Annotated in this window: 17 protein-coding genes; 11 read left to right on the plus strand and 6 right to left on the minus strand. The window is 61.7% G+C overall.

Annotation, left to right across the window (positions count from 1 at the left end):
* Window positions 1–57 precede the first annotated feature (57 nt).
* The 5 genes from kdgD to AC0IYH_RS14960 all read left to right on the plus strand — a co-directional run bounded on the left by kdgD (window position 58) and on the right by AC0IYH_RS14960 (window position 6,598).
* Window positions 58–969 (plus strand): 5-dehydro-4-deoxyglucarate dehydratase, encoded by a 912-nt coding sequence (gene kdgD, locus AC0IYH_RS14940; RefSeq protein WP_017138261.1) that lies wholly within the window; start codon window positions 58–60, stop codon window positions 967–969.
* A gap of 54 nt (window positions 970–1,023) precedes the next feature.
* Window positions 1,024–2,469 carry an aldehyde dehydrogenase family protein gene (locus tag AC0IYH_RS14945; RefSeq protein ID WP_116629119.1) on the plus strand — a complete coding sequence of 482 codons (1,446 nt, stop codon included), beginning with the start codon at window positions 1,024–1,026 and terminating at the stop codon, window positions 2,467–2,469.
* A 98-nt stretch (window positions 2,470–2,567) separates the two neighbouring features.
* Window positions 2,568–3,932, plus strand: coding sequence for an MFS transporter (locus AC0IYH_RS14950; RefSeq protein ID WP_116629118.1), 1,365 nt, complete (start codon window positions 2,568–2,570; stop codon window positions 3,930–3,932).
* Window positions 3,933–3,943: 11 nt separating this feature from the next.
* Window positions 3,944–5,497: a galactarate dehydratase gene (gene garD, locus AC0IYH_RS14955; protein ID WP_116629117.1), complete on the plus strand. Its 1,554-nt coding sequence runs from the start codon at window positions 3,944–3,946 to the stop codon at window positions 5,495–5,497.
* Window positions 5,498–5,656: 159 nt separating this feature from the next.
* On the plus strand, window positions 5,657–6,598 hold the full coding sequence (locus AC0IYH_RS14960) for an AEC family transporter (RefSeq protein WP_116629116.1): 942 nt from the start codon (window positions 5,657–5,659) through the stop codon (window positions 6,596–6,598).
* Here the strand turns inward: AC0IYH_RS14960 and AC0IYH_RS14965 are convergent.
* The 6 genes from AC0IYH_RS14965 to gatC form a co-directional block, all read right to left on the minus strand.
* Window positions 6,595–6,975: a carboxymuconolactone decarboxylase family protein gene (locus AC0IYH_RS14965; RefSeq protein ID WP_116629115.1), complete on the minus strand. Its 381-nt coding sequence runs from the start codon at window positions 6,973–6,975 to the stop codon at window positions 6,595–6,597. The genes AC0IYH_RS14960 and AC0IYH_RS14965 overlap by 4 nt on opposite strands.
* Window positions 6,972–8,018: a calcium/sodium antiporter gene (locus tag AC0IYH_RS14970; protein WP_116629114.1), complete on the minus strand. Its 1,047-nt coding sequence runs from the start codon at window positions 8,016–8,018 to the stop codon at window positions 6,972–6,974. The genes AC0IYH_RS14965 and AC0IYH_RS14970 overlap by 4 nt, the downstream gene beginning before the upstream one ends.
* 54 nt (window positions 8,019–8,072) lie before the next feature.
* Window positions 8,073–8,444 (minus strand): septal ring lytic transglycosylase RlpA family protein, encoded by a 372-nt coding sequence (locus AC0IYH_RS14975; RefSeq protein WP_122773690.1) that lies wholly within the window; start codon window positions 8,442–8,444, stop codon window positions 8,073–8,075.
* 121 nt (window positions 8,445–8,565) lie between these two features.
* The gene (gene gatB, locus AC0IYH_RS14980; RefSeq protein ID WP_116629112.1) at window positions 8,566–10,011 is read right to left on the minus strand and encodes an Asp-tRNA(Asn)/Glu-tRNA(Gln) amidotransferase subunit GatB; all 1,446 of its coding nucleotides are present in this window, start codon (window positions 10,009–10,011) and stop codon (window positions 8,566–8,568) included.
* A gap of 10 nt (window positions 10,012–10,021) precedes the next feature.
* A complete protein-coding gene (gatA, locus tag AC0IYH_RS14985; RefSeq protein WP_122773691.1) occupies window positions 10,022–11,473 on the minus strand; it encodes an Asp-tRNA(Asn)/Glu-tRNA(Gln) amidotransferase subunit GatA in 1,452 nt (483 codons plus the stop codon).
* 16 nt (window positions 11,474–11,489) lie between these two features.
* On the minus strand, window positions 11,490–11,777 hold the full coding sequence (gene gatC / locus AC0IYH_RS14990) for an Asp-tRNA(Asn)/Glu-tRNA(Gln) amidotransferase subunit GatC (RefSeq protein WP_116629110.1): 288 nt from the start codon (window positions 11,775–11,777) through the stop codon (window positions 11,490–11,492).
* A 210-nt stretch (window positions 11,778–11,987) separates the two neighbouring features.
* On the opposite strand from gatC, the gene mreB reads away from it, so the two are divergent.
* The 6 genes from mreB to AC0IYH_RS15020 all read left to right on the plus strand — a co-directional run bounded on the left by mreB (window position 11,988) and on the right by AC0IYH_RS15020 (window position 20,837).
* Window positions 11,988–13,025 carry a rod shape-determining protein MreB gene (gene mreB, locus AC0IYH_RS14995; RefSeq protein WP_002555108.1) on the plus strand — a complete coding sequence of 346 codons (1,038 nt, stop codon included), beginning with the start codon at window positions 11,988–11,990 and terminating at the stop codon, window positions 13,023–13,025.
* A 140-nt stretch (window positions 13,026–13,165) separates the two neighbouring features.
* On the plus strand, window positions 13,166–14,281 hold the full coding sequence (gene mreC / locus AC0IYH_RS15000) for a rod shape-determining protein MreC (RefSeq protein WP_116629109.1): 1,116 nt from the start codon (window positions 13,166–13,168) through the stop codon (window positions 14,279–14,281).
* A complete protein-coding gene (mreD, locus tag AC0IYH_RS15005) occupies window positions 14,281–14,769 on the plus strand; it encodes a rod shape-determining protein MreD (protein WP_058423006.1) in 489 nt (162 codons plus the stop codon). Before mreC ends, mreD begins: the two co-directional genes overlap by 1 nt.
* A gap of 51 nt (window positions 14,770–14,820) precedes the next feature.
* Window positions 14,821–15,417, plus strand: coding sequence for a Maf family protein (locus AC0IYH_RS15010; protein WP_122773692.1), 597 nt, complete (start codon window positions 14,821–14,823; stop codon window positions 15,415–15,417).
* Between the two features lie 70 nt (window positions 15,418–15,487).
* Window positions 15,488–16,945 carry a ribonuclease G gene (rng, locus tag AC0IYH_RS15015; protein WP_116629107.1) on the plus strand — a complete coding sequence of 486 codons (1,458 nt, stop codon included), beginning with the start codon at window positions 15,488–15,490 and terminating at the stop codon, window positions 16,943–16,945.
* Window positions 16,946–17,021: 76 nt separating this feature from the next.
* Complete coding sequence (locus AC0IYH_RS15020; RefSeq protein ID WP_471834943.1) at window positions 17,022–20,837, plus strand: YhdP family protein; 3,816 nt, start codon at window positions 17,022–17,024, stop codon at window positions 20,835–20,837.
* Window positions 20,838–20,882: the final 45 nt, after the last annotated feature.

The raw sequence follows: 20,882 nt of genomic DNA on the forward strand, positions 1-20,882 counted from the left end.
TCAACAAAACCAACAACAATCTTTCCACGGAAAGTTTTCACCCAGGGTGTTCGAATAATGAATCCACAAGAACTGAAGTCCATCCTCTCCCACGGTCTGCTGTCTTTCCCGGTGACCGATTTCAATGCCCAGGGTGACTTCCACCAGGCGGGCTACATCAAGCGTCTGGAATGGCTGGCCCCTTACGGCGCCACCGCCTTGTTCGCGGCCGGCGGTACCGGTGAGTTTTTCTCCCTCGCTGCCAGCGAATATTCCCAGGTGGTGAAAACCGCCGTTGATACCTGCGCCACCAGCGTGCCGATCCTCGCCGGTGTCGGCGGTTCGACCCGCCAGGCCATCGAATACGCTCAGGAAGCCGAGCGCCTGGGCGCCAAAGGCCTGCTGCTGCTGCCGCACTACCTCACCGAAGCCAGCCAGGACGGGGTTGCCGCCCACGTTGAAGCGGTGTGTAAATCGGTAAAAATCGGCGTAGTGGTCTACAACCGCAACGTTTGCCGCCTGACCGCGCCATTGCTGGAACGCCTGGCCGAGCGCTGCCCGAACCTGATCGGCTACAAAGACGGCCTGGGCGACATCGAGTTGATGGTGTCGATTCGTCGCCGCCTCGGTGATCGTTTCAGCTACCTCGGCGGCTTGCCGACTGCAGAGGTTTACGCCGCTGCCTACAAGGCCCTGGGCGTGCCGGTGTACTCCTCGGCGGTGTTCAACTTCATCCCGAAAACCGCGATGGACTTCTACCACGCGATTGCCCAGGACGATCACGCCACCGTTGCCAAGATCATCGACAACTTCTTCCTGCCGTACCTGGACATCCGTAACCGCAAAGCCGGCTACGCGGTGAGCATCGTCAAGGCGGGTGCAAAAATCGCCGGCTATGACGCAGGCCCGGTGCGCACGCCGCTGACCGACCTGCTGCCGGAAGAATACGAAGCCCTGGCCGCGCTGATCGACAAGCAAGGTCCGCAATAACACATCAATAAGGCCGCTGAGCAATCAGCGGCCTTTTGCGTCAGGAGAAGATTCGTGTCCCAAGCAAAGCGTTTTGAAAACTACATCAATGGCGAATGGGTAACCGGTGCTGACTACTGCACCAATATCAACCCGTCGGAGTTGTCTGATGTCATTGGCGAATACGCCAAGGCTGATGTAGCCCAAGTCAACGCCGCCATCGATGCTGCCCGCGCCGCTTTCCCGGCCTGGTCGACCTCGGGTATCCAGGCGCGCCACGACGCCCTGGATAAAGTCGGCAGCGAAATCCTCGCCCGCCGCGAAGAACTCGGCACCCTGCTGGCCCGGGAAGAGGGCAAGACCCTGCCCGAAGCCATCGGCGAAGTGACCCGCGCCGGTAACATCTTCAAGTTCTTCGCCGGCGAATGCCTGCGTCTGTCCGGCGACTACGTGCCGTCGGTACGCCCGGGCGTCAACGTCGAAGTCACCCGCGAAGCCCTCGGAGTGGTCGGCCTGATCACTCCGTGGAACTTCCCGATCGCGATCCCGGCGTGGAAAATCGCCCCGGCCCTGGCCTACGGCAACTGCGTGGTGATCAAACCGGCCGAACTGGTACCTGGCTGCGCCTGGGCCCTGGCCGAAATCATCTCCCGCGCCGGCTTCCCGGCCGGTGTGTTCAACCTGGTGATGGGCAGCGGCCGTGTGGTCGGCGACGTGCTGGTCAACAGCCCGAAAGTCGACGGCATCAGCTTCACCGGTTCCGTCGGTGTGGGCCGTCAGATCGCCGTCAGCTGCGTATCGCGCCAGGCCAAAGTGCAATTGGAAATGGGCGGCAAGAACCCGCAGATCATCCTCGACGACGCCGACCTCAAGCAGGCCGTCGAGCTGTCGGTACAGAGCGCGTTCTACTCCACCGGCCAGCGTTGCACCGCATCCAGCCGTTTGATCGTGACCGCCGGTATTCATGACCAGTTCGTCGCGGCCATGGCCGAGCGCATGAAGTCGATCAAGGTCGGCCACGCCCTTAAAAGCGGCACCGACATCGGCCCGGTGGTTTCCCAGGCCCAGTTGGACCAGGACATGAAGTACATCGACATCGGCCAAAGCGAAGGTGCGCGGCTGGTCAGCGGTGGCGGCCTGGTGACCTGCGACACCGAAGGCTACTACCTGGCGCCGACGCTGTTTGCCGACAGCGAAGCCGCGATGCGTATCAGCCGTGAAGAGATCTTCGGCCCGGTGGCCAACGTGGTGCGTGTAGCGGACTACGAGGCCGCACTGGCCATGGCCAACGACACCGAGTTCGGCCTGTCGGCGGGCATTGCCACCACTTCGTTGAAGTACGCCAACCACTTCAAGCGCCACTCCCAGGCCGGGATGGTGATGGTCAACCTGCCGACTGCTGGCGTCGACTATCACGTTCCGTTCGGTGGCCGTAAGGGCTCGTCCTACGGTTCGCGTGAGCAAGGTCGATATGCGCAAGAGTTCTACACAGTTGTAAAAACCAGCTACATCGGTTCGTAAGACGCAGTACCTTGTGGGGGCCGGATGCCTGCCGGCTCCCACAACCAAAACAGAAAACAATTACCCGCAAAAAAAATAATTAGTGGGAGTACTTCTACATGCAAGCGACCAAGCCGACCCACGTCCGCTATTTGATATTGCTCATGCTTTTTCTGGTGACCACGATCAACTATGCCGACCGGGCCACCATCGCCATCGCGGGCTCCAGCCTGCAAAAAGACCTCGGCATCGACGCGGTCACCCTCGGTTACATCTTCTCTGCATTCGGTTGGGCCTACGTGGCCGGGCAAATTCCCGGTGGCTGGCTGCTGGACCGTTTCGGCTCGAAAAAAGTCTATGCACTGAGCATCTTCACCTGGTCACTGTTCACCGTGCTGCAAGGCTATGTCGGTGAGTTCGGTGTCTCCACCGCAGTGGTTGCGCTGTTTATGCTGCGCTTCATGGTGGGCCTGGCCGAAGCGCCGTCCTTCCCCGGTAACGCACGCATTGTGGCGGCCTGGTTCCCTACCGCCGAACGCGGTACGGCCTCGGCGATCTTCAACTCGGCGCAGTACTTCGCCACCGTGTTGTTTGCACCGCTGATGGGCTGGATCGTCTACAGCTTCGGCTGGCAGCACGTGTTCATCGTGATGGGGTTGATCGGCATCGTGTTCTCGCTGATCTGGCTGAAAGTTATCCACAGCCCGCGCCAGCACCCGATGATCAACGAAGCCGAGCTCAACCACATCGCCGCCAACGGCGCGATGGTCGACATGGACCAGGACAAGGGCAAGGGTAAGAAAACTGACGGCCCCAAGTGGGATTACATCCGCCAGTTGCTCACCAACCGCATGATGCTCGGCGTTTACCTGGGCCAGTACTGCATCAACGGCATCACCTACTTCTTCCTGACCTGGTTCCCGGTGTACCTGGTGCAGGACCGTGGCATGACCATCCTCAAGGCCGGTTTCATCGCCTCGTTGCCGGCGATCTGCGGGTTTATCGGTGGCGTGCTGGGCGGGGTGATTTCCGACTACTTGCTACGCAAAGGCCATTCGCTGACCTTCGCACGCAAGGCGCCGATCATTGCCGGCCTGTTGGTGTCCAGCAGCATCATTGCGTGTAACTACGTCGACGTTGAGTGGATGGTCGTGGGCTTCATGGCTTTGGCCTTCTTCGGCAAAGGCGTTGGCGCACTGGGTTGGGCGGTGGTGTCCGACACCTCGCCGAAACAAATCGCCGGCCTCAGTGGCGGCCTGTTCAACACCTTCGGTAACCTGGCGTCGATCACTACACCAATCGTGATCGGTTACATCATCAGCACCACCGGTTCGTTCAAATGGGCCCTGGTGTTCGTCGGCGCCAACGCGCTGGTGGCGGTGTTCAGCTACCTGGTCATTGTTGGCCCGATCAAACGTGTAGTACTCAAAGAGCCGCCAAGCAAGGGGCCAGAGTTGACCAACCTAACCGAAGCGCATTCCTGAGAGGCCCCGTGATGCAGTTGATTGAACATGCCGACTCGCCGCGCTCGATCCGTTTGCACGAGCGCGACAATGTGGTGATCGTGGTCAATGACCAGGGCGTACCGGCCGGGACCGAGTTCCCGGACGGCCTGGTCACCGTGGAATTCATCCCCCAGAGCCACAAGGTGACCCTGGAAGATATCCCCGAAGGCGGTCAGATTATTCGCTACGGCCAGACCATCGGTTACGCCCTGGCGCCGATTCCGCGCGGCAGTTGGGTCCAGGAAGATCAACTGCGCATGCCCACCGCGCCGCCGCTGGACAGCTTGCCGCTGTCCACCGAAGTGCCGCAAACCCAGGCGCCGCTGGAAGGTTTTACCTTTGAGGGCTATCGCAATGCCGACGGCACTGTCGGTACGCGCAACATCCTCGGCATCACCACCACGGTGCAGTGCGTAACGGGTGTGCTGGACCACGCGGTCAAGCGCATCAAGGACGAATTGCTGCCCAAGTACCCCCACGTCGATGACGTGGTGGCACTGACCCACAGCTACGGCTGTGGGGTGGCGATTACCGCGACGGATGCCTACATCCCGATCCGTACCGTACGCAACCTGGCGCGCAACCCGAACCTGGGCGGCGAGGCGTTGGTGATCAGCCTGGGCTGCGAGAAATTGCAGGCCGGGCAGGTGATGCACGACAACGACAGCTCCGTCGACCTCAGCGAGCCGTGGTTGTACAAGTTGCAGGATTCCAGCCACGGCTTCACCGAGATGATCGAGCAGATCATGGAGCTGGCCGAGATCCGTTTGAAAAAACTCGACCAGCGCCGCCGCGAAACCGTGCCGGCGTCCGAGTTGATCCTGGGCATGCAGTGCGGCGGCAGTGATGCGTTTTCCGGCATCACCGCCAACCCGGCGCTGGGTTATGCCTCGGATCTGCTGCTGCGGGCGGGGGCGACGGTGATGTTTTCCGAAGTCACTGAAGTCCGCGATGCCATTTACCTGCTGACTTCGCGTGCAGAGTCGAAGGAAGTGGCCGAGGAGTTGGTCAGGGAAATGGACTGGTACGACCGTTACCTGGCCAAGGGCGAGGCGGATCGCAGCGCCAACACCACGCCAGGCAACAAGAAGGGCGGGTTGTCGAACATTGTCGAGAAGTCCTTGGGCTCTATCGTCAAGTCCGGCAGCAGCGCGATCAACGGCGTGCTTGGTCCGGGCGAGCGCTTCAAAAGCAAAGGCCTGATTTTTTGCGCCACGCCGGCCAGCGACTTTGTCTGCGGCACCTTGCAACTGGCGGCGGGGATGAACCTGCACGTGTTCACCACCGGGCGGGGCACGCCTTACGGGCTGGCCATGGCGCCGGTGGTGAAGGTGTCGACCCGTACGGAACTGGCGCAGCGCTGGCCGGACCTTATCGATATCGACGCCGGGCGTATTGCTACCGGGCGCGCGAGCATCGAGGAGCTGGGTTGGGAGTTGTTTCACTTCTACCTGGATGTGGCCAGCGGCAAGAAGCAGACGTGGGCGGAGCATCACAAGCTGCATAACGACATCACCTTGTTTAACCCGGCGCCGATTACCTGAGACCGCGGTGCCTGCAATCGGGGGCAAGCCCCCTCCCACACTTGGAATGCATTTCAAATGGGGGAGGAGGCTTGCCTCCGAGAGCGGTCTCCCAGGCACCACCGAGCTGTATGGCTTATCATTAGCCACCTAACGACGCTCACCAAGGTTCTCCCCGGCATGCTGGCAATTTTCCTCACTACCCTCACCATCACCGCGCCGGTGTTTGCCATGCTGTTCCTCGGTGTGCTGCTCAAGCGCATCAACTGGATCAACGACAACTTTATCCACACGGCTTCGTCCCTGGTGTTCAACGTCACCATGCCGGCGTTGCTGTTCCTGGGCATCCTGCATGCCGACCTGCACTCGGCGCTCAAGCCGGGTTTGCTGATCTACTTTTCCGTCGCCACCCTGCTGAGCTTTGCCCTGGCCTGGGGCTGGGCGATCTTTCGCTGTAAGCCTGAGGATCGCGGCATCTATACCCAGGGCGCGTTTCGCGGCAATAACGGCGTGATCGGCCTGGCACTGGCGGCCAGCATGTACGGCGACTACGGCATCTCCCTCGGCGCGATCCTCGCGGCGCTGGTGATCCTGTTCTACAACACGTTGTCGACCATCGTGCTGGCGGTGTACAGCCCGGTGATCAAGTCCGACCCGTGGAGCATCTGCAAAAGTGTGGTGGCCAACCCGCTGATCATCAGCGTGATCGTTGCGGCGCCGTTCGCCTACTTTCAGATCGGCTTGCCCGGCTGGCTGGAAAAATCCATGCAATACCTGGCGGACACCACCTTGCCGCTGGCCTTGATCTGTATCGGCGGCACCCTGTCCCTGGCGGCGTTGCGCAAGAGCGGCAATATGGCGCTGAGCGCGAGCCTGATGAAGATGGTCTGGCTGCCCGTGCTCGCCACGTTGGGCGCCTGGCTGCTGGGGTTCCGCGGGCCGGAGCTGGGGATTCTGTTTCTGTACTTCGGCGCGCCGACCGCCGCGGCGAGCTTTGTCATGGCCAGGGCGGCCGAGGGCAATCATGAGCTGGCGGCGGCGATTATCGTGATCACCACCTTGATGGCGGCGGTGACCACCAATATCGGGATCTTCGTGTTGCAGGCCGGCGGCTGGATCTAGGCTTCTTTCTGGTAGCTGTCGATTACTTCCTGGGCCGCGCGAAAGGCGTCGATTGCCGCCGGCACCCCGGCATACACCGCGCAGTGCAGAAGCGCTTCGCGGATCTCCTCCACGGTACAGCCATTATTCAGCGCGCCACGCACGTGGCCTTTGAGTTCCTGCGGGCACTTGAGCGCAGTCAGCGCGGCGAGGGTAATCAGGCTGCGGGTCTTCAGCGGCAGGCCTTCGCGGTTCCACACACTGCCCCAGGCGTGTTCATTGACGAAATCCTGCAGCGGCTGGCTGAACTCGGTGGCGTTGCCCAGGGCGCGGTCGACGAACACATCCCCCATCACCTGGCGACGCATCTCAACCCCGGGCTTTTTCTGATCAGTCATAACGATTCCCTCTTGTGTTGGCGGCGCCAGGCTCGCAGCGTGCTGAACAACAGAAAAGCCACCAGCACTGGCAGGACGTAATACAGCATCAGTTGCTCAAGCTTGTTGGCCAGCGGCATGCCGGTGGTGAACGACATCACGTGCAGCCCATACGCCAGGTACAGGCCCAGCAGCACCAGGCCTTCGGCGCGGGTGACGCGGTAGCCGGTGTAAAACACCGGCAGGCACAGCACCACCACGCCGAGCATCACCGGCAGGTCGAAATCCAGCGCATTGGGCGACACCGACAGCGGCGATGGCGCGAGCAGGGCGGTGATGCCCAGCACCCCCAGCAGGTTGAACAGGTTGCTGCCGATCACGTTGCCCACGGCGATTTCCCGCTGGCCGCGCAGGGCGGCAATCAGCGAGGTGGCCAGGCATGGCAACGAGGTGCCGACGCCGATCAGCGTGAGGCCGATGATGCGCTCCGACAGGCCCAGGTCACTGGCCACATCCACCGCTGCGCCCAGCAGCAAGTGCCCGGCCAGCACCAGGATCAGCAGCCCGGCGAGCATCAGCAGCACACTGCTCAGCCACGGCGCACGGGCCACGGTGTCCAGCGTGCGCGGGCGCCGCGAATGGCGGGTCTGGTAGTGCAGCACGCCGAGGTAGGCGATAAGGGCAACCAGCAACACCAGGCCGTCGACCGGGGTGAGTTCTTCATTCGCCGCCAGGGTAAACACCAGCAGGCCGGCCAGGATCATCACCGGGATATCCAGGCGCACCAGCTGGCGCGAAACCCGCAGCGGAATAATCAGCGCCGACAGGCCCAGGGTTACCAGGATGTTGAAAATACTGCTGCCGATCACGCTGCCCACGGCGATGTCGGTATTGCCGGCCAGGGTGGCCTGCAGGCTCACGGTCATCTGCGGCGCGCTGCTGCCGAAGGCGACGATGGTCAAGCCGATGATCAGCGGCCGCACCTTGAGGCTGGCGGCCAGGCGCACAGCGGCGCGCACCAGGATTTCGGCGCCGACGATCAGCAGCAACAAGCCGCTGACCAATTCGAGCAGGCTCCAGGGCGAGAGGGCGGTTAATCCGAAAATGGCCAGGGCTCCTTAGTTGCTCAAGGCTTGCACGCGAACCCGTGCCGTACCGCTGCTGATCATGCCCAGCTGCTCGGCGGCCTTGCGGGAAAGATCAATCAGGCGCCCACGGGTATGCGGGCCGCGATCATTGATGCGGACCACGACGGATCTGTCGTTGTCGAGATTGGTGACCTTGACCTGGGTGCCGAACGGCAATTGCCGGTGGGCGGCGGTCAGGGCGTTCTGGTTGAAGGGTTCACCGCTGGCGGTCTTGTTGCCGTGGTGTTTGGCGCCGTAATAGGAGGCGGTGCCGGTTTCGTCGTAGCCGTTGGGGTTGATAACGCCGCTGGCGCAACCGGCCAACAGGGAGAACAAGGCTAAAAGGCCAAGTAGACGCTTCATTCAAGGTATCCCCTTATTAAATGTGGGAGGGGGCTTGCCCCCGATGGCGGTGGGCCAGTCAGCACATGTGCCGACTGCCCCGCCCTCATCGGAGGCCAGCCCCCTCCCACAGGGTCCGCAATCAGCCTTCGAGCTTGCTTTTGAGCAGTTCGTTCACCTGTTGCGGGTTGGCCTTGCCCTTGGAGGCTTTCATGGCCTGGCCGACAAAGAAGCCGAACATTTTGCCGCGCTTGGCTTCGTCTGCCGCGCGGTATTGCTCGACTTGCTCGGCGTTGGCCGCGAGCATTTCATCCAATACAGCCGAAATCGCGCCGCTGTCGGTGACTTGCTTGAGGCCGCGCTTCTCGATGATCTCGTCAGCGCTGCCTTCGCCGGCTGCCATGGCTTCGAACACGGTCTTGGCGATTTTGCCGGAGATGGTGTTGTCCTTGATGCGCAGCAGCATGCCGCCCAGTTGCTCGGCGGTCACCGGTGCTTCGTCGATTTCCAGGCCTTGCTTGTTCAACAGGCTGCCCAGCTCGACCATCACCCAGTTGGCCGCCAGCTTGGCGTCACCGGCGATGCTCAGGACTTTTTCGAAGTAGTTGGCTTGCTCACGGCTGGAAGCCAGCACGCTGGCGTCGTAGACCGACAGGCCGAACTGCGCCTGGAAGCGCTCGCGTTTCTGCTGCGGCAATTCCGGCAGGGTGGCGCGGATGTCAGTGAGGAACGAGTCCTCGATAACCACCGGCAACAGGTCCGGGTCGGGGAAGTAACGGTAGTCGTTGGCTTCCTCCTTGCTGCGCATGGCGCGGGTTTCGTCTTTGTTCGGGTCGTACAGGCGGGTCTGCTGGATGACCTTGCCGCCGTCTTCGATCAGCTCGATCTGGCGACGCACTTCGCTGTTGATCGCCTTCTCGATGAAGCGGAACGAGTTGACGTTCTTGATCTCGCAGCGCGTGCCGAACTCAACCTGGCCTTTTGGACGGATCGACACGTTGCAGTCGCAACGCAGCGAGCCTTCGGCCATGTTGCCGTCGCAGATGCCCAGGTAGCGCACCAGTGCGTGGATGGTCTTGACGTAGGCCACGGCTTCCTTGGCGCTGCGCATGTCCGGCTCGGAGACGATCTCCAGCAGCGGCGTGCCGGCGCGGTTCAGGTCGATGCCGGTAGCGCCCGGGAATTCTTCGTGCAGGCTCTTGCCGGCGTCTTCTTCCAGGTGCGCGCGGGTCACGCCGACACGTTTGATCGTGCCGTCTTCCAGCGGGATGTCCAGGTAGCCCTTGCCGACGATCGGCAATTCCATCTGGCTGATCTGGTAGCCCTTGGGCAGGTCCGGGTAGAAGTAGTTCTTGCGCGCGAACACGTTGTGCTGGCCGATCTCGGCGTCGATCGCCAGGCCGAACATCACCGCCATGCGCACCGCTTCCTGGTTCAGCACCGGCAGTACGCCGGGCATGCCCAGGTCTACCAGGCTGGCCTGGGTGTTGGGCTCGGAGCCGAACGTGGTGGCGCTACCGGAGAAAATCTTCGATTGGGTGGCGAGCTGGGTATGAATCTCCAGCCCGATCACAACTTCCCATTGCATAGTGTTCTCCTCAGAAGCCGGTAGGGGTGCGGGTGTGCCAGTCGGTGTGCAACTGGTACTGGTGCGCCACATTGAGCAGGCGGCCTTCCTGGAAATACGGGGCGAGCAATTGCACGCCGACCGGCAGGCCATCGACGAAACCGGCAGGCATGGACAAGCCCGGCAGGCCCGCGAGGTTGGCGGTGATGGTGTAGAGGTCTTCGAGGTACGCCGCCACCGGGTCGCCGTTCTTGGCGCCGAGTTTCCAGGCAGGGTTCGGCGTGGTGGGGCCGAGGATCACGTCGACTTCTTCAAAGGCCGCCATGAAGTCGTTCTTCACCAGGCGACGGATCTTTTGCGCCTTGAGGTAGTACGCGTCGTAGTAGCCGGCCGACAGTGCGTAGGCGCCGACCATGATGCGGCGTTGTACTTCGGCACCGAAGCCTTCGCCACGCGAGCGTTTGTACAGGTCGGTGAGGTCTTTCGGGTTTTCGCAGCGGTAGCCGAAACGCACGCCGTCGAAACGCGACAGGTTCGAGGAGGCTTCTGCCGGGGCGATCACGTAGTAGGCCGGAATCGCATGCTGGTTGTTCGGCAGGCTGATTTCCTTGATCACCGCGCCGAGCTTCTCCAGCTCTTTGACGCTGTTGTGCACCAACTCGGCGATACGCGGGTCGAGGCCGGCGCTGAAGTATTCCTTCGGCACGCCGATGCGCAGGCCTTTGAGCGAGGTGTTCAGGCTGGCGCTGTAGTCCGGCACTGGCTCATCGATGCTGGTGGAGTCCTGTTTATCGAACCCTGCCATGCCTTGTAACAAAATCGCGCAGTCTTCAGCGGTGCGTGCCAGAGGGCCGCCCTGATCGAGGCTGGACGCGTAGGCGATCATGCCCCAACGGGAAACGCGACCGTAGGTCGGCTTCAAACCGGTGAGGTTGGTGAAGGCCGCCGGCTGGCGGATGGAACCGCCGGTGTCGGTGGCCGTCGCCGCAGGCAGGAAGCGCGCGGCAACCGCGGCAGCCGAGCCACCGGACGAACCGCCGGGCACGTGCTCCAGGTTCCACGGGTTTTTCACCGCGCCGTAGTAGCTCGATTCGTTGGCCGAACCCATGGCGAATTCGTCCATGTTGGTCTTGCCCAGGGTCACGGCCCCGGCGGCAGCCAGCTTGGACACCACGGTGGCGTCGTAGGGTGCTTTAAAGTTGTCGAGCATCTTCGAGCCGCAGCTGGTGCGAATGCCCTGGGTGCAGAACAGGTCTTTGTGGGCGATTGGCGCACCCAGCAGGGCGCCGTTCTCACCGTTGGCGCGACGCACATCGGCGGCCCTGGCCTGGCTCAGGGCCAGTTCTTCGGTGAGGCTGATGAAGCTGTTGACCTTGGGATCCAGCGCGGCGATACGCGCCAGCAGGGTCTTGGTCAGCTCTTCGGAAGAAAACTTTTTGTCGGCGAGACCGCGGGCGATCTCGGCCAGAGTCATGTGATGCATGAAAGGCTCTTTCCCTTTAGTCGATGACTTTCGGAACCAGGTACAGGCCGTTTTCGACCGCTGGCGCGATGGACTGGTAGGCCTCGCGGTTATTTTGCTCGGTCACGACGTCTGCGCGCAGGCGCTGGCTGGCTTCCAGTGGGTGAGCCAGGGGCTCGATGCCGTCGGTGTTCACGGCCTGCATTTGGTCAACCAGCCCGAGAATGCTGTTCAGGGCTGCGGTGGTCTGTGGAAGATCGGCTTCATTAAGGCCAAGCGAGGCCAGATGAGCGATTTTTTCCACGTCGGAGCGTTCAAGCGCCATGGGAATCTCCAGTGGAAAACAGAACGGAGGCTGTCCGTGTGTTAGATTGTCGGAACACTACCGCATTTCTACGGTCTTACGGCCGCGATTGTGGGGTTAGGTGCACAGAAAGTCGGCCAATTTAGCACATTGGCGCCTTGCCCAAAATCCCTGTCGTTGTTAGAGTTTGCCGCACTTTTTTACCCACGCGTTGCCTAGGGTCCCTTTCCCATGTTCAAGAAACTGCGTGGCATGTTTTCCAGCGATCTTTCCATTGACCTGGGCACTGCCAACACCCTTATTTACGTGCGCGAGCGCGGTATCGTCCTGAATGAGCCATCGGTTGTGGCCATTCGGACCCATGGTAATCAGAAAAGTGTCGTTGCCGTCGGCACCGAGGCCAAGCGGATGCTCGGCCGTACACCAGGCAATATTGCTGCCATTCGTCCGATGAAAGACGGCGTGATCGCCGACTTCAGTGTCTGCGAGAAGATGCTGCAGTACTTCATCAACAAGGTTCACGAAAACAGTTTCCTGCAGCCCAGCCCTCGTGTGCTGATCTGCGTCCCCTGCAAATCCACCCAGGTGGAGCGTCGTGCCATCCGTGAATCGGCCCTCGGTGCCGGTGCCCGCGAAGTGTTCCTGATCGAAGAGCCGATGGCTGCTGCGATCGGTGCCGGCCTGCCGGTTGAAGAGGCCCGCGGTTCGATGGTGGTGGATATCGGTGGTGGTACCACTGAAATCGCGCTGATTTCCCTGAACGGTGTGGTGTATGCCGAATCCGTACGTGTAGGCGGCGACCGCTTCGACGAAGCGATCATCACTTATGTGCGTCGTAACTACGGCAGCCTGATCGGCGAATCCACCGCCGAGCGCATCAAGCAGGAAATCGGTACCGCTTACCCGGGCGGCGAAGTGCGCGAAGTCGATGTGCGCGGTCGCAACCTGGCCGAAGGCGTGCCACGTGCCTTTACCCTGAACTCCAATGAAGTGCTGGAGGCTCTGCAAGAGTCCCTGGCCACCATCGTTCAGGCTGTGAAGAGCGCCCTGGAGCAATCGCCGCCGGAGCTGGCTTCCGACATCGCCGAGCGTGGCCTGGTGCTGACCGGTGGTGGCGCCCTGTTGCGCGACCTCGACAAGCTGCTGGCCCAGGAAACCGGCCTGCCGGTGATCGTCGCCGAAGACCCGCTGACCTGCGTCGCCCGTGGCGGTGGCCGTGCACTGGAAATGATGGATAAACACACCATGGACCTGCTCTCCAGCGAATAAGTCTTTGCTGTTTAGCCCATGTTTCGCCCGCAGGCAGCACTTTGCAGTGCTGCCTGTTGGCGTTTATCTTCTTCAATCTGCATCCAGGCCGGTTAGATGCCGTATGAATAAAGAGAACATTTGCCTGGGAGGAGCGGCTTATTAAACCGCTTTTCGCCAAAGGCCCCTCATTGGGCGTGCGCTTATTGGTGCTGGTCGTGCTTTCGGTCGCGCTGATGGTGGTCGATGCCCGCTTTGCACTGCTCAAGCCCGTGCGTAGCCAGATGTCGCTGGTGTTGATGCAGACCTACTGGATCACCGACCTGCCGCAACGTCTGTACCAGGGCGTGGCCAGCCAATTTGGCAGCCGCACTGAGCTGGTCGCCGAAAACGAAAAACTCAAGACCGAAAACCTGCTGTTGCAGGGGCGCATGCAAAAGCTCGCGGCCCTCACCGAGCAGAACGTTCGGCTGCGTGAGTTGCTCAATTCCTCCGCGTTGGTCAATGAAAAGGTCGAAGTGGCCGAGTTGATCGGCATGGACCCAAACCCGTTCACCCATCGCATCATCATCAACAAGGGTGAGCGCGACGGTGTGGTGCTTGGGCAGCCGGTGCTGGATGCCCGTGGCCTGATGGGCCAGGTGGTTGAGCTGATGCCCTACACCTCGCGGGTGTTGCTGCTGACGGACACCACCCACAGCATTCCGGTGCAGGTCAACCGCAACGGCCTGCGTGCGATTGCCAGCGGCACCGGCAACCCCGAGCGCCTGGAGTTGCGCCACGTGGCCGATACCGCCGACATCAAGGAAGGCGACCTGCTGGTCAGCTCCGGCCTGGGTCAGCGCTTCCCGGCGGGCTATCCGGTGGCGACGGTCAAGGAAGTGATCCACGATTCCGGCCAGCCCTTCGCCATTGTGCGCGCCGTGCCGACGGCCGCCCTGAACCGCAGCCGCTACCTGCTGCTGGTGTTCAGCGACAACCGCACCCCGGAAGAGCGCGCCAATGACGCCGCGCAAGCCCAGGAAGCGGAAGACAAGCAAAACGGCACCACGCCAGTGGTTCCAAGTACGGTGCCCAAGCCTGCGTTCGTCGGGCCGCCAGCACCGGTGGCTGCCCCGGCAGCGCCAGTGGCAACACCGGTAAAACCCGCCGCGCATAACGCACGCCCAGCCAAGCCAGCGGCAGCCAAGCCTCCGGCCACCACGCCAGCTACCACGGCGCCCGTTGTGAAGCCTGCGGCCACCGCGCCGGCAACCACACGGCAGAGGGAGGAATAATGGCCGGTACTCATTCACGCAATGGCTGGATCGTATGGCTGACCTTTGCCATTGGCCTGCTGCTCAGCGTTTCGCCACTGCCGCAATTCATGGAAATCCTGCGCCCGCTCTGGCTGGCGTTGTTGCTGGCGTTCTGGGCGCTGAACCTGCCGCACAAGGTCGGCATGGTCACGGCCATGTTCCTGGGCTTGGCGGAAGATGTGCTGTATGGCACCTTGCTGGGCCAGAACGCGTTGATCCTGACCCTGATAACCTTCCTGGTATTGTCGCTGCAGCAGCGTTTGCGCATGTTCCCGATGTGGCAGCAATGCCTGGTGATCCTGGTGATCTTCGGCCTGGCGCAGCTGGTTCAGCTGTGGCTCAGTGCCTTGACCGGCAACCGCCAGCCAACCCTGGCGTTGGTGCTGCCGGCCCTGGTCAGTGCGTTGTTGTGGCCATGGATCAGTTTCGGTCTGCGTGGGTTACGTCGTCGCTATAAAATCAATTGAATGGATTGCGAGGCTCTGCCTGGTTATCGAACTCAACAGGGAGAGTCTGCAATGAATTCGCTTTATCTGGCCTCGGGCTCTCCGAGGCGACGTGAGTTGCTGACGCAGATCGGTGTGCCGTTCACCGTGGTCAGCGCCGCCATTGATGAAACTCCTCTTACCAATGAATCAGCTGTTGCCTACGTCGAGCGTCTCGCTCGCGGCAAGGCAGCGGCGGGTTTTGCTGCGCTTGAGCAAACCTTGGGCGCTTGCGTGCTGGGTGCCGACACGGCCGTGATCGTGGAGGGAAAGATCCTCGGCAAACCGGTCGACCAAGCCGATGCCCTGGCGATGTTGATGGCCTTGGCCGGGCGAGAACACGAAGTCCTGACGGCCATCGCGCTCACGGATGGGCAGCGTAGCGAAACCCAATGTGTAAGTAGTCGTGTACGTTTTCGCGAGGTTTCTGTCGAAGAGGCCACAACCTACTGGCACAGTGGCGAACCCCAGGACAAGGCAGGCGGCTATGCTATTCAAGGCCTGGGTTCGGTGTTTGTCGCCGGTCTCAATGGCAGTTATTCCGCCGTGGTAGGCCTGCCGGTGTGCGAAACCGCGCAACTGCTCGATCAATTCGGCATACCCTGTTGGCAAAACCTTACCGCGCGCTGAACGCGTTACTCCAGCGCCCAGCCTTAAGCGACCGGTCACTATTGTGAAAACGCCTGAACGAGACCCAGCCATGAGTGAAGAGATTCTGATCAATATCACGCCGATGGAATCGCGCGTGGCGGTGGTAGAGAACGGTGTTCTGCAAGAAGTGCACGTCGAGCGTACGCAGAAACGCGGGATTGTCGGCAATATCTATAAAGGCAAGGTGGTGCGCGTTTTGCCGGGCATGCAGGCCGCCTTCGTCGACATCGGCCTGGACCGTGCCGCGTTTATTCATGCTTCGGAAATTTCCCTGCGTGAAGGCAATGCGGTGGAAAGCATCAGTGCCCTGGTGCACGAAGGGCAGAGCCTGGTGGTGCAAGTCACCAAGGACCCCATCGGCTCCAAAGGCGCGCGCCTGACCACCCAGTTGTCGATTCCGTCGCGGTACCTGGTGTACATGCCGCGTACCGCCCACGTCGGTATCTCCCTCAAGATTGAAGACGAAGCCGAGCGTGAGCGCCTGAAAAAGGTGGTCAGCGATTGCGTGGCCGCCGAAGGCATCAAGGAAGCCGGCGGTTTTATCCTGCGCACCGCCGCTGAAGGCGCCGGCGCCGACGAAATCCTCATGGACATCCGCTACCTGCGCCGCCTCTGGGACCAGATCGGCGCGCAGATCAAGACCATCGGCGCGCCGAGCGTCATCTATGAAGACCTGGGCCTGGCGCTGCGCACCTTGCGCGATTTGGTCAGCCCCAAGATCGAGAAAATTCGCATCGACTCGCGGGAAACCTTCCAGCGCACCACGCAATTTGTTGCCGAGCTGATGCCGGAAATTGCCGACCGCCTGGAGCACTACCCCGGCGAGCGGCCGATCTTCGATCTGTACGGCGTCGAAGACGAAATCCAGAAAGCCCTGGAGCGCAAGGTGCCGCTCAAGTCCGGCGGCTACCTGGTGGTGGACCCGGCGGAAGCCATGACCACCATCGACGTCAACACCGGGGCGTTCGTTGGCCATCGCAACCTTGAAGAAACTATCTTCAAGACCAACCTCGAAGCGGCCACCGCGATTGCCCGTCAGCTGCGCCTGCGCAACCTGGGCGGCATCATTATCATCGACTTCATCGACATGGAAGATGAAGAGCACCAGCGCCAAGTGTTGCGCACGTTGGAAAAACAGCTGGAGCGCGATCACGCCAAGACCAACATCATCGGCATCACCGAGCTGGGCCTGGTGCAGATGACCCGCAAGCGCACCCGCGAAAGCCTCGAGCAGGTGCTGTGCGAGCCGTGCAGCAGCTGCCAGGGGCGCGGCAAGTTGAAGACTCCGGAAACGGTTTGCTACGAGATTTTCCGCGAAATCTTACGAGAGGCGCGGGCCTACCAGGCCGAAGGTTATAGAGTGCTTGCCAACCAGAAAGTGGTCGACCGGTTGCTGGACGAAGAGTCCGGCAACGTCGCTGAGCTGGAGGGGTTTATCGGGCGCACGATTCGCTTCCAGGTCGAAACCATGTATTCCCAGGAACAATACGACGTGGTGCTGCTCTGATCCCCATTCGCTTTGCTTTGTTGATTTCGGCTGACCTTGATCCGCCGTCCGCCTATTGCCCTGAGGGTCGCCTGACATGGAGCGTCTAATACGCTTTTTTGCCGCTTTGACCCGTTGGGGCCTGGGCCTGTGCGCCTTGGTGCTGGTGTTGGCTGCGGTGTATGTGAGCCTGGGGCGTGAGCTGAGCCCGCTGGTGGCCGAATACCGCGCTGAAATCGAGGCCAAGGCCCAGGCGGCGGTGGATATGCCGGTGCACATCGGCAGCCTGGAAGGCCGCTGGAGCGGTTTTGCCCCGGTGTTGCTGGCCCACGACGTGATGGTCGGCGAGGGCAGCAGTGCCTTGCGTCTGGACCAGGTCGAAGTGGTGCCGGACCTGTGGGCCAGCCTGATGGCGCGTGAAGTGCGCATCGCGCACCTGCAGGTCAGCGGCCTGCAACTGAGCGTCAAGGAAGATCAGGACGGCCACTGGGCGCTGCAAGGCTTGCCGGTGCAAAATGATCAGCCGCTGGACCCGGAGCAGGTGCTCAAGCGCATGCAGGTGGTCAAGCGCGTGTCGCTGCTCGACAGCCAGGTCACCTTGCAACCCTTCGACCAGCCGCCAAGAACCCTGACCTACGTGGGCTTGAGCTTGCACACCGGCCTCACGCGCCAACGCCTGGACGCCCGTGTAACCCTGCCCGACGGCCAACCCCTGGCCCTGAGCCTGCGCAGCCGTATTCGCGCGAGCCAATGGAAGGATGGCGAGGTCGAGGCCTACCTGAGCCTGCCCCAGAGCGACTGGGCCAAGTGGGTTCCAGCCAAGCTGACCCAGCAGTGGAAGCTCACGCAGTTCAAGGCCGGCGGCGAATTCTGGCTGAGCTGGGCCAAAGGCACTGTGCAAAGCGCGGTGGTGCGCCTCAACTCACCACAGGTGAAGGGCAGCTACGCCGACCGCAAACCTGTGCATATCGAAAACCTGGCCCTGACGGCCTATCTGCAACGCGGTGAAACCGGCCTCAGGGTGCTGTTCGATTCGCTGGCGATGAACCTGGGCGAGACCCGCTGGGAATCGCGCCTGCAAGTGCAGCAAACGCTGGCAACCGACAAGGCCCAGGAAGTCTGGAAGCTGCAGGCTGACCGTCTGGACCTCACGCCCATCACGCCGCTGCTGAATGCGCTGGCACCTTTGCCGGAAGGCTTCGCCAAAACTGTTGAGCACCTCAAGGCCACCGGCCTGCTGCGCAATGTGCTGGTGGATTTCCGTCCCCAGGACAGCACCGACCAGAAAGTCAGCTTCGCCGCCAACCTTGAGCGCGTGGGCTTTGATGCGTATTTCGGTGCGCCGGCTGCGCGCAATGTTTCCGGCAGCATCAGTGGCGACCTGGGCCATGGCGAATTGCGCATGGACAGCAAGGATTTTTCCCTGCACCTCGATCCGATCTTCGCCAAGCCCTGGCAGTACCTCCAGGCCAACGCGCGGCTGACCTGGAAGCTGGATAAAGAAGGCTTCACCCTGATTGCCCCGTATATCAAGGTGCTGGGCGAGGAAGGCAAGATCGCCGCCGACTTCCTGATTCGCCTGCATTTCGACCACAGCCAGGAAGACTACATGGACCTGCGGGTCGGCATGGTCGATGGCGATGGGCGTTTTACGCCCAAGTACCTGCCTGCGGTACTCAGCCCGGCGCTGGATGAGTGGCTGCGTACGGCGATCCTCAAGGGCGCGGTCGACCAGGGTTTTTTCCAGTACCAGGGCTCGTTGAACCACGACGCGCTGCCGGCGGCGCGCAATATCAGCCTGTTCTTCAAAGTGCATGACGCCGAGCTGGCGTTCCAGCCGGGCTGGCCTCATGTAAGCAAGGTCAATGGCGAAGTGTTTGTCGAGGAAACTGGCGTACGCATCCTGGCCAGCAAGGGTCAGTTGCTCGACACCAGGGTCAAGGATATCTACGTCAATATTCCCCACGCCCCGGCGGGTAAGGACAGCCATTTGCTGCTCACCGGTGGGTTTGCCGGCGGGTTGGGCGATGGCTTGAAGATCCTGCAGGAAGCGCCGATCGGCACCGCCTCGACTTTTGCCGGCTGGAAAGGCGAGGGCGACCTGCAAGGCAAGCTCGACCTGGACATTCCGCTGGCCAAGGACGCCGAGCCGAAAATCGTGGTGGACTTCCAGACCGACAAGGCGCGCCTGCAATTGGCCGAGCCGACCCTGGACCTGAGCCAGCTCAAGGGCAATTTCCGCTTCGACAGTGCCAAGGGCCTGAGCGGGCAGAACATTACGGCCCAGGCGTTCGACCGGCCGATCACCGCGCAGATTGTTGCCGATGGCAAGCCGGGCAATATCAGCACGCGCATCACCGCCAAGGGCCAGGTCACGGTCAAACGCCTGACCGACTGGTTAAAAATCAGCCAGCCACTGCCGGTTTCCGGGGATATCCCGTACCAGCTGCAAGTCACTCTGGACGGCGCCGACAGCCAGTTGATGGTCAACTCCAGCCTCAAGGGTGTGGCGGTGGACCTGCCGGCACCGTTCGGCATGCCGGCGAGCCAGGGGCGCGACAGCACATTCCGCATGACCTTGCAGGGCGCCGAGCGGCGTTACTGGTTCGACTATGGCGAGCTGGCGAACTTCACCTTTGCGGCACCTGCGGACAAATTCAACGATGGCCGCGGCGAGTTGTTCCTCGGCGACGGCGATGCCGTGCTGCCGGCTGCCAAGGGCCTGCGTATTCGCGGCGTGCTCTCGGAGCTGGACATCGACCCGTGGCGCAAGCTGGTGAATCAATACGCCGGCAATGACCCGGGCGGCAGCGCCAAGCAACTGCTGAGCAGCGCCGACTTCAAGATCGGAAAGCTTACCGGCCTGGGCACGCAGTTCGATCAGGTCAACCTGCAACTGGACCGTAAGCCCGCCGCCTGGGGCGTGAAGCTCGACAGCCTGCAAGCCAAGGGCAGCGTGAACCTGCCGGACGCCAAGGGCGCGCCGATTGCAATCAACCTGCAATACGTGAAGCTGCCGGCGGTGGACCCGACGGTGCAGGCTGACGAAAACGCCCCGGACCCGCTTGCCAGCATTGATCCCAAGGACATCCCGGCGCTGGATATCAGCATTGATCAGCTGTTCCAGGGGCCGGACCTGGTGGGCGGCTGGTCGCTGAAAATCCGCCCGACCACCAAAGGCCTGACCTTCAATGACCTGGACCTGGGCCTCAAGGGTATGCAGCTCAAGGGCGCCGGTGGCTGGGAAGGCGCTGCCGGCGACAGCAGCAGCTGGTACAAAGGGCGTCTGGACGGCAAGAACATCGGCGATGTGCTCAAGGGGTGGGGGTTTGCGCCAAGCGTGACCAGTGAAGAGTTTCACGTGGACGTGGACGGTCGCTGGCCCGGCTCGCCGGCCTGGGTTGGGCCCAAGCGGTTTTCCGGAAGCCTGGATGCTGCGTTCCGTAAAGGCCAGTTCGTTGAAGTGGAAGGTGGCGCCCAGGCGCTGCGGGTGTTCGGCCTGCTTAACTTCAACTCCATCGGCCGGCGTTTGCGCCTGGACTTCTCGGATCTGCTCGGCAAAGGCTTGAGCTATGACCGGGTCAAAGGTTTGTTGGCTGCCAGCAATGGTGTGTTCGTGACCCGTGATCCGATCACCCTCACCGGGCCGTCGAGCAACCTCGAACTGAACGGCACCCTGGATCTGGTGGCGGACCGTGTCGATGCCAAGCTGTTGGTGACGTTGCCGGTGACCAACAACCTGCCGATCGCCGCGTTGCTCGTCGGCGCACCGGCCATTGGTGGCGCGCTGTTTCTGATCGACAAGCTGATCGGCGATCGTGTTTCGCGCTTTGCCAGCGTGCAATACAAAGTGGAAGGCCCGTGGAAGGACCCGAAAATCACCTTCGACAAGCCATTTGAAAAACCAAACTGAGAGCCTGTGGAGTAGCATGGCCGCATGCCCATTACGGAGTGTCGG

The sequence above is a fragment of the Pseudomonas sp. AC463 genome (assembly GCF_979253585.1).

What these genes read in the sequence shown, in the direction of transcription:
- rng (WP_116629107.1), top strand. Translation starts at nt 15,488, where the DNA reads ATGAGTGAAGAGATTCTGATCAATATCACGCCGATGGAATCGCGCGTG.
- garD (WP_116629117.1), top strand. Translation starts at nt 3,944, where the DNA reads ATGCAGTTGATTGAACATGCCGACTCGCCGCGCTCGATCCGTTTGCAC.
- gatA (WP_122773691.1), bottom strand. Translation starts at nt 11,473, where the DNA reads ATGCATCACATGACTCTGGCCGAGATCGCCCGCGGTCTCGCCGACAAA.
- AC0IYH_RS15020 (WP_471834943.1), top strand. Translation starts at nt 17,022, where the DNA reads ATGGAGCGTCTAATACGCTTTTTTGCCGCTTTGACCCGTTGGGGCCTG.
- gatC (WP_116629110.1), bottom strand. Translation starts at nt 11,777, where the DNA reads ATGGCGCTTGAACGCTCCGACGTGGAAAAAATCGCTCATCTGGCCTCG.
- AC0IYH_RS14950 (WP_116629118.1), top strand. Translation starts at nt 2,568, where the DNA reads ATGCAAGCGACCAAGCCGACCCACGTCCGCTATTTGATATTGCTCATG.
- mreD (WP_058423006.1), top strand. Translation starts at nt 14,281, where the DNA reads ATGGCCGGTACTCATTCACGCAATGGCTGGATCGTATGGCTGACCTTT.
- AC0IYH_RS14975 (WP_122773690.1), bottom strand. Translation starts at nt 8,444, where the DNA reads ATGAAGCGTCTACTTGGCCTTTTAGCCTTGTTCTCCCTGTTGGCCGGT.
- gatB (WP_116629112.1), bottom strand. Translation starts at nt 10,011, where the DNA reads ATGCAATGGGAAGTTGTGATCGGGCTGGAGATTCATACCCAGCTCGCC.
- AC0IYH_RS14965 (WP_116629115.1), bottom strand. Translation starts at nt 6,975, where the DNA reads ATGACTGATCAGAAAAAGCCCGGGGTTGAGATGCGTCGCCAGGTGATG.
- AC0IYH_RS14960 (WP_116629116.1), top strand. Translation starts at nt 5,657, where the DNA reads ATGCTGGCAATTTTCCTCACTACCCTCACCATCACCGCGCCGGTGTTT.
- mreB (WP_002555108.1), top strand. Translation starts at nt 11,988, where the DNA reads ATGTTCAAGAAACTGCGTGGCATGTTTTCCAGCGATCTTTCCATTGAC.
- kdgD (WP_017138261.1), top strand. Translation starts at nt 58, where the DNA reads ATGAATCCACAAGAACTGAAGTCCATCCTCTCCCACGGTCTGCTGTCT.
- AC0IYH_RS15010 (WP_122773692.1), top strand. Translation starts at nt 14,821, where the DNA reads ATGAATTCGCTTTATCTGGCCTCGGGCTCTCCGAGGCGACGTGAGTTG.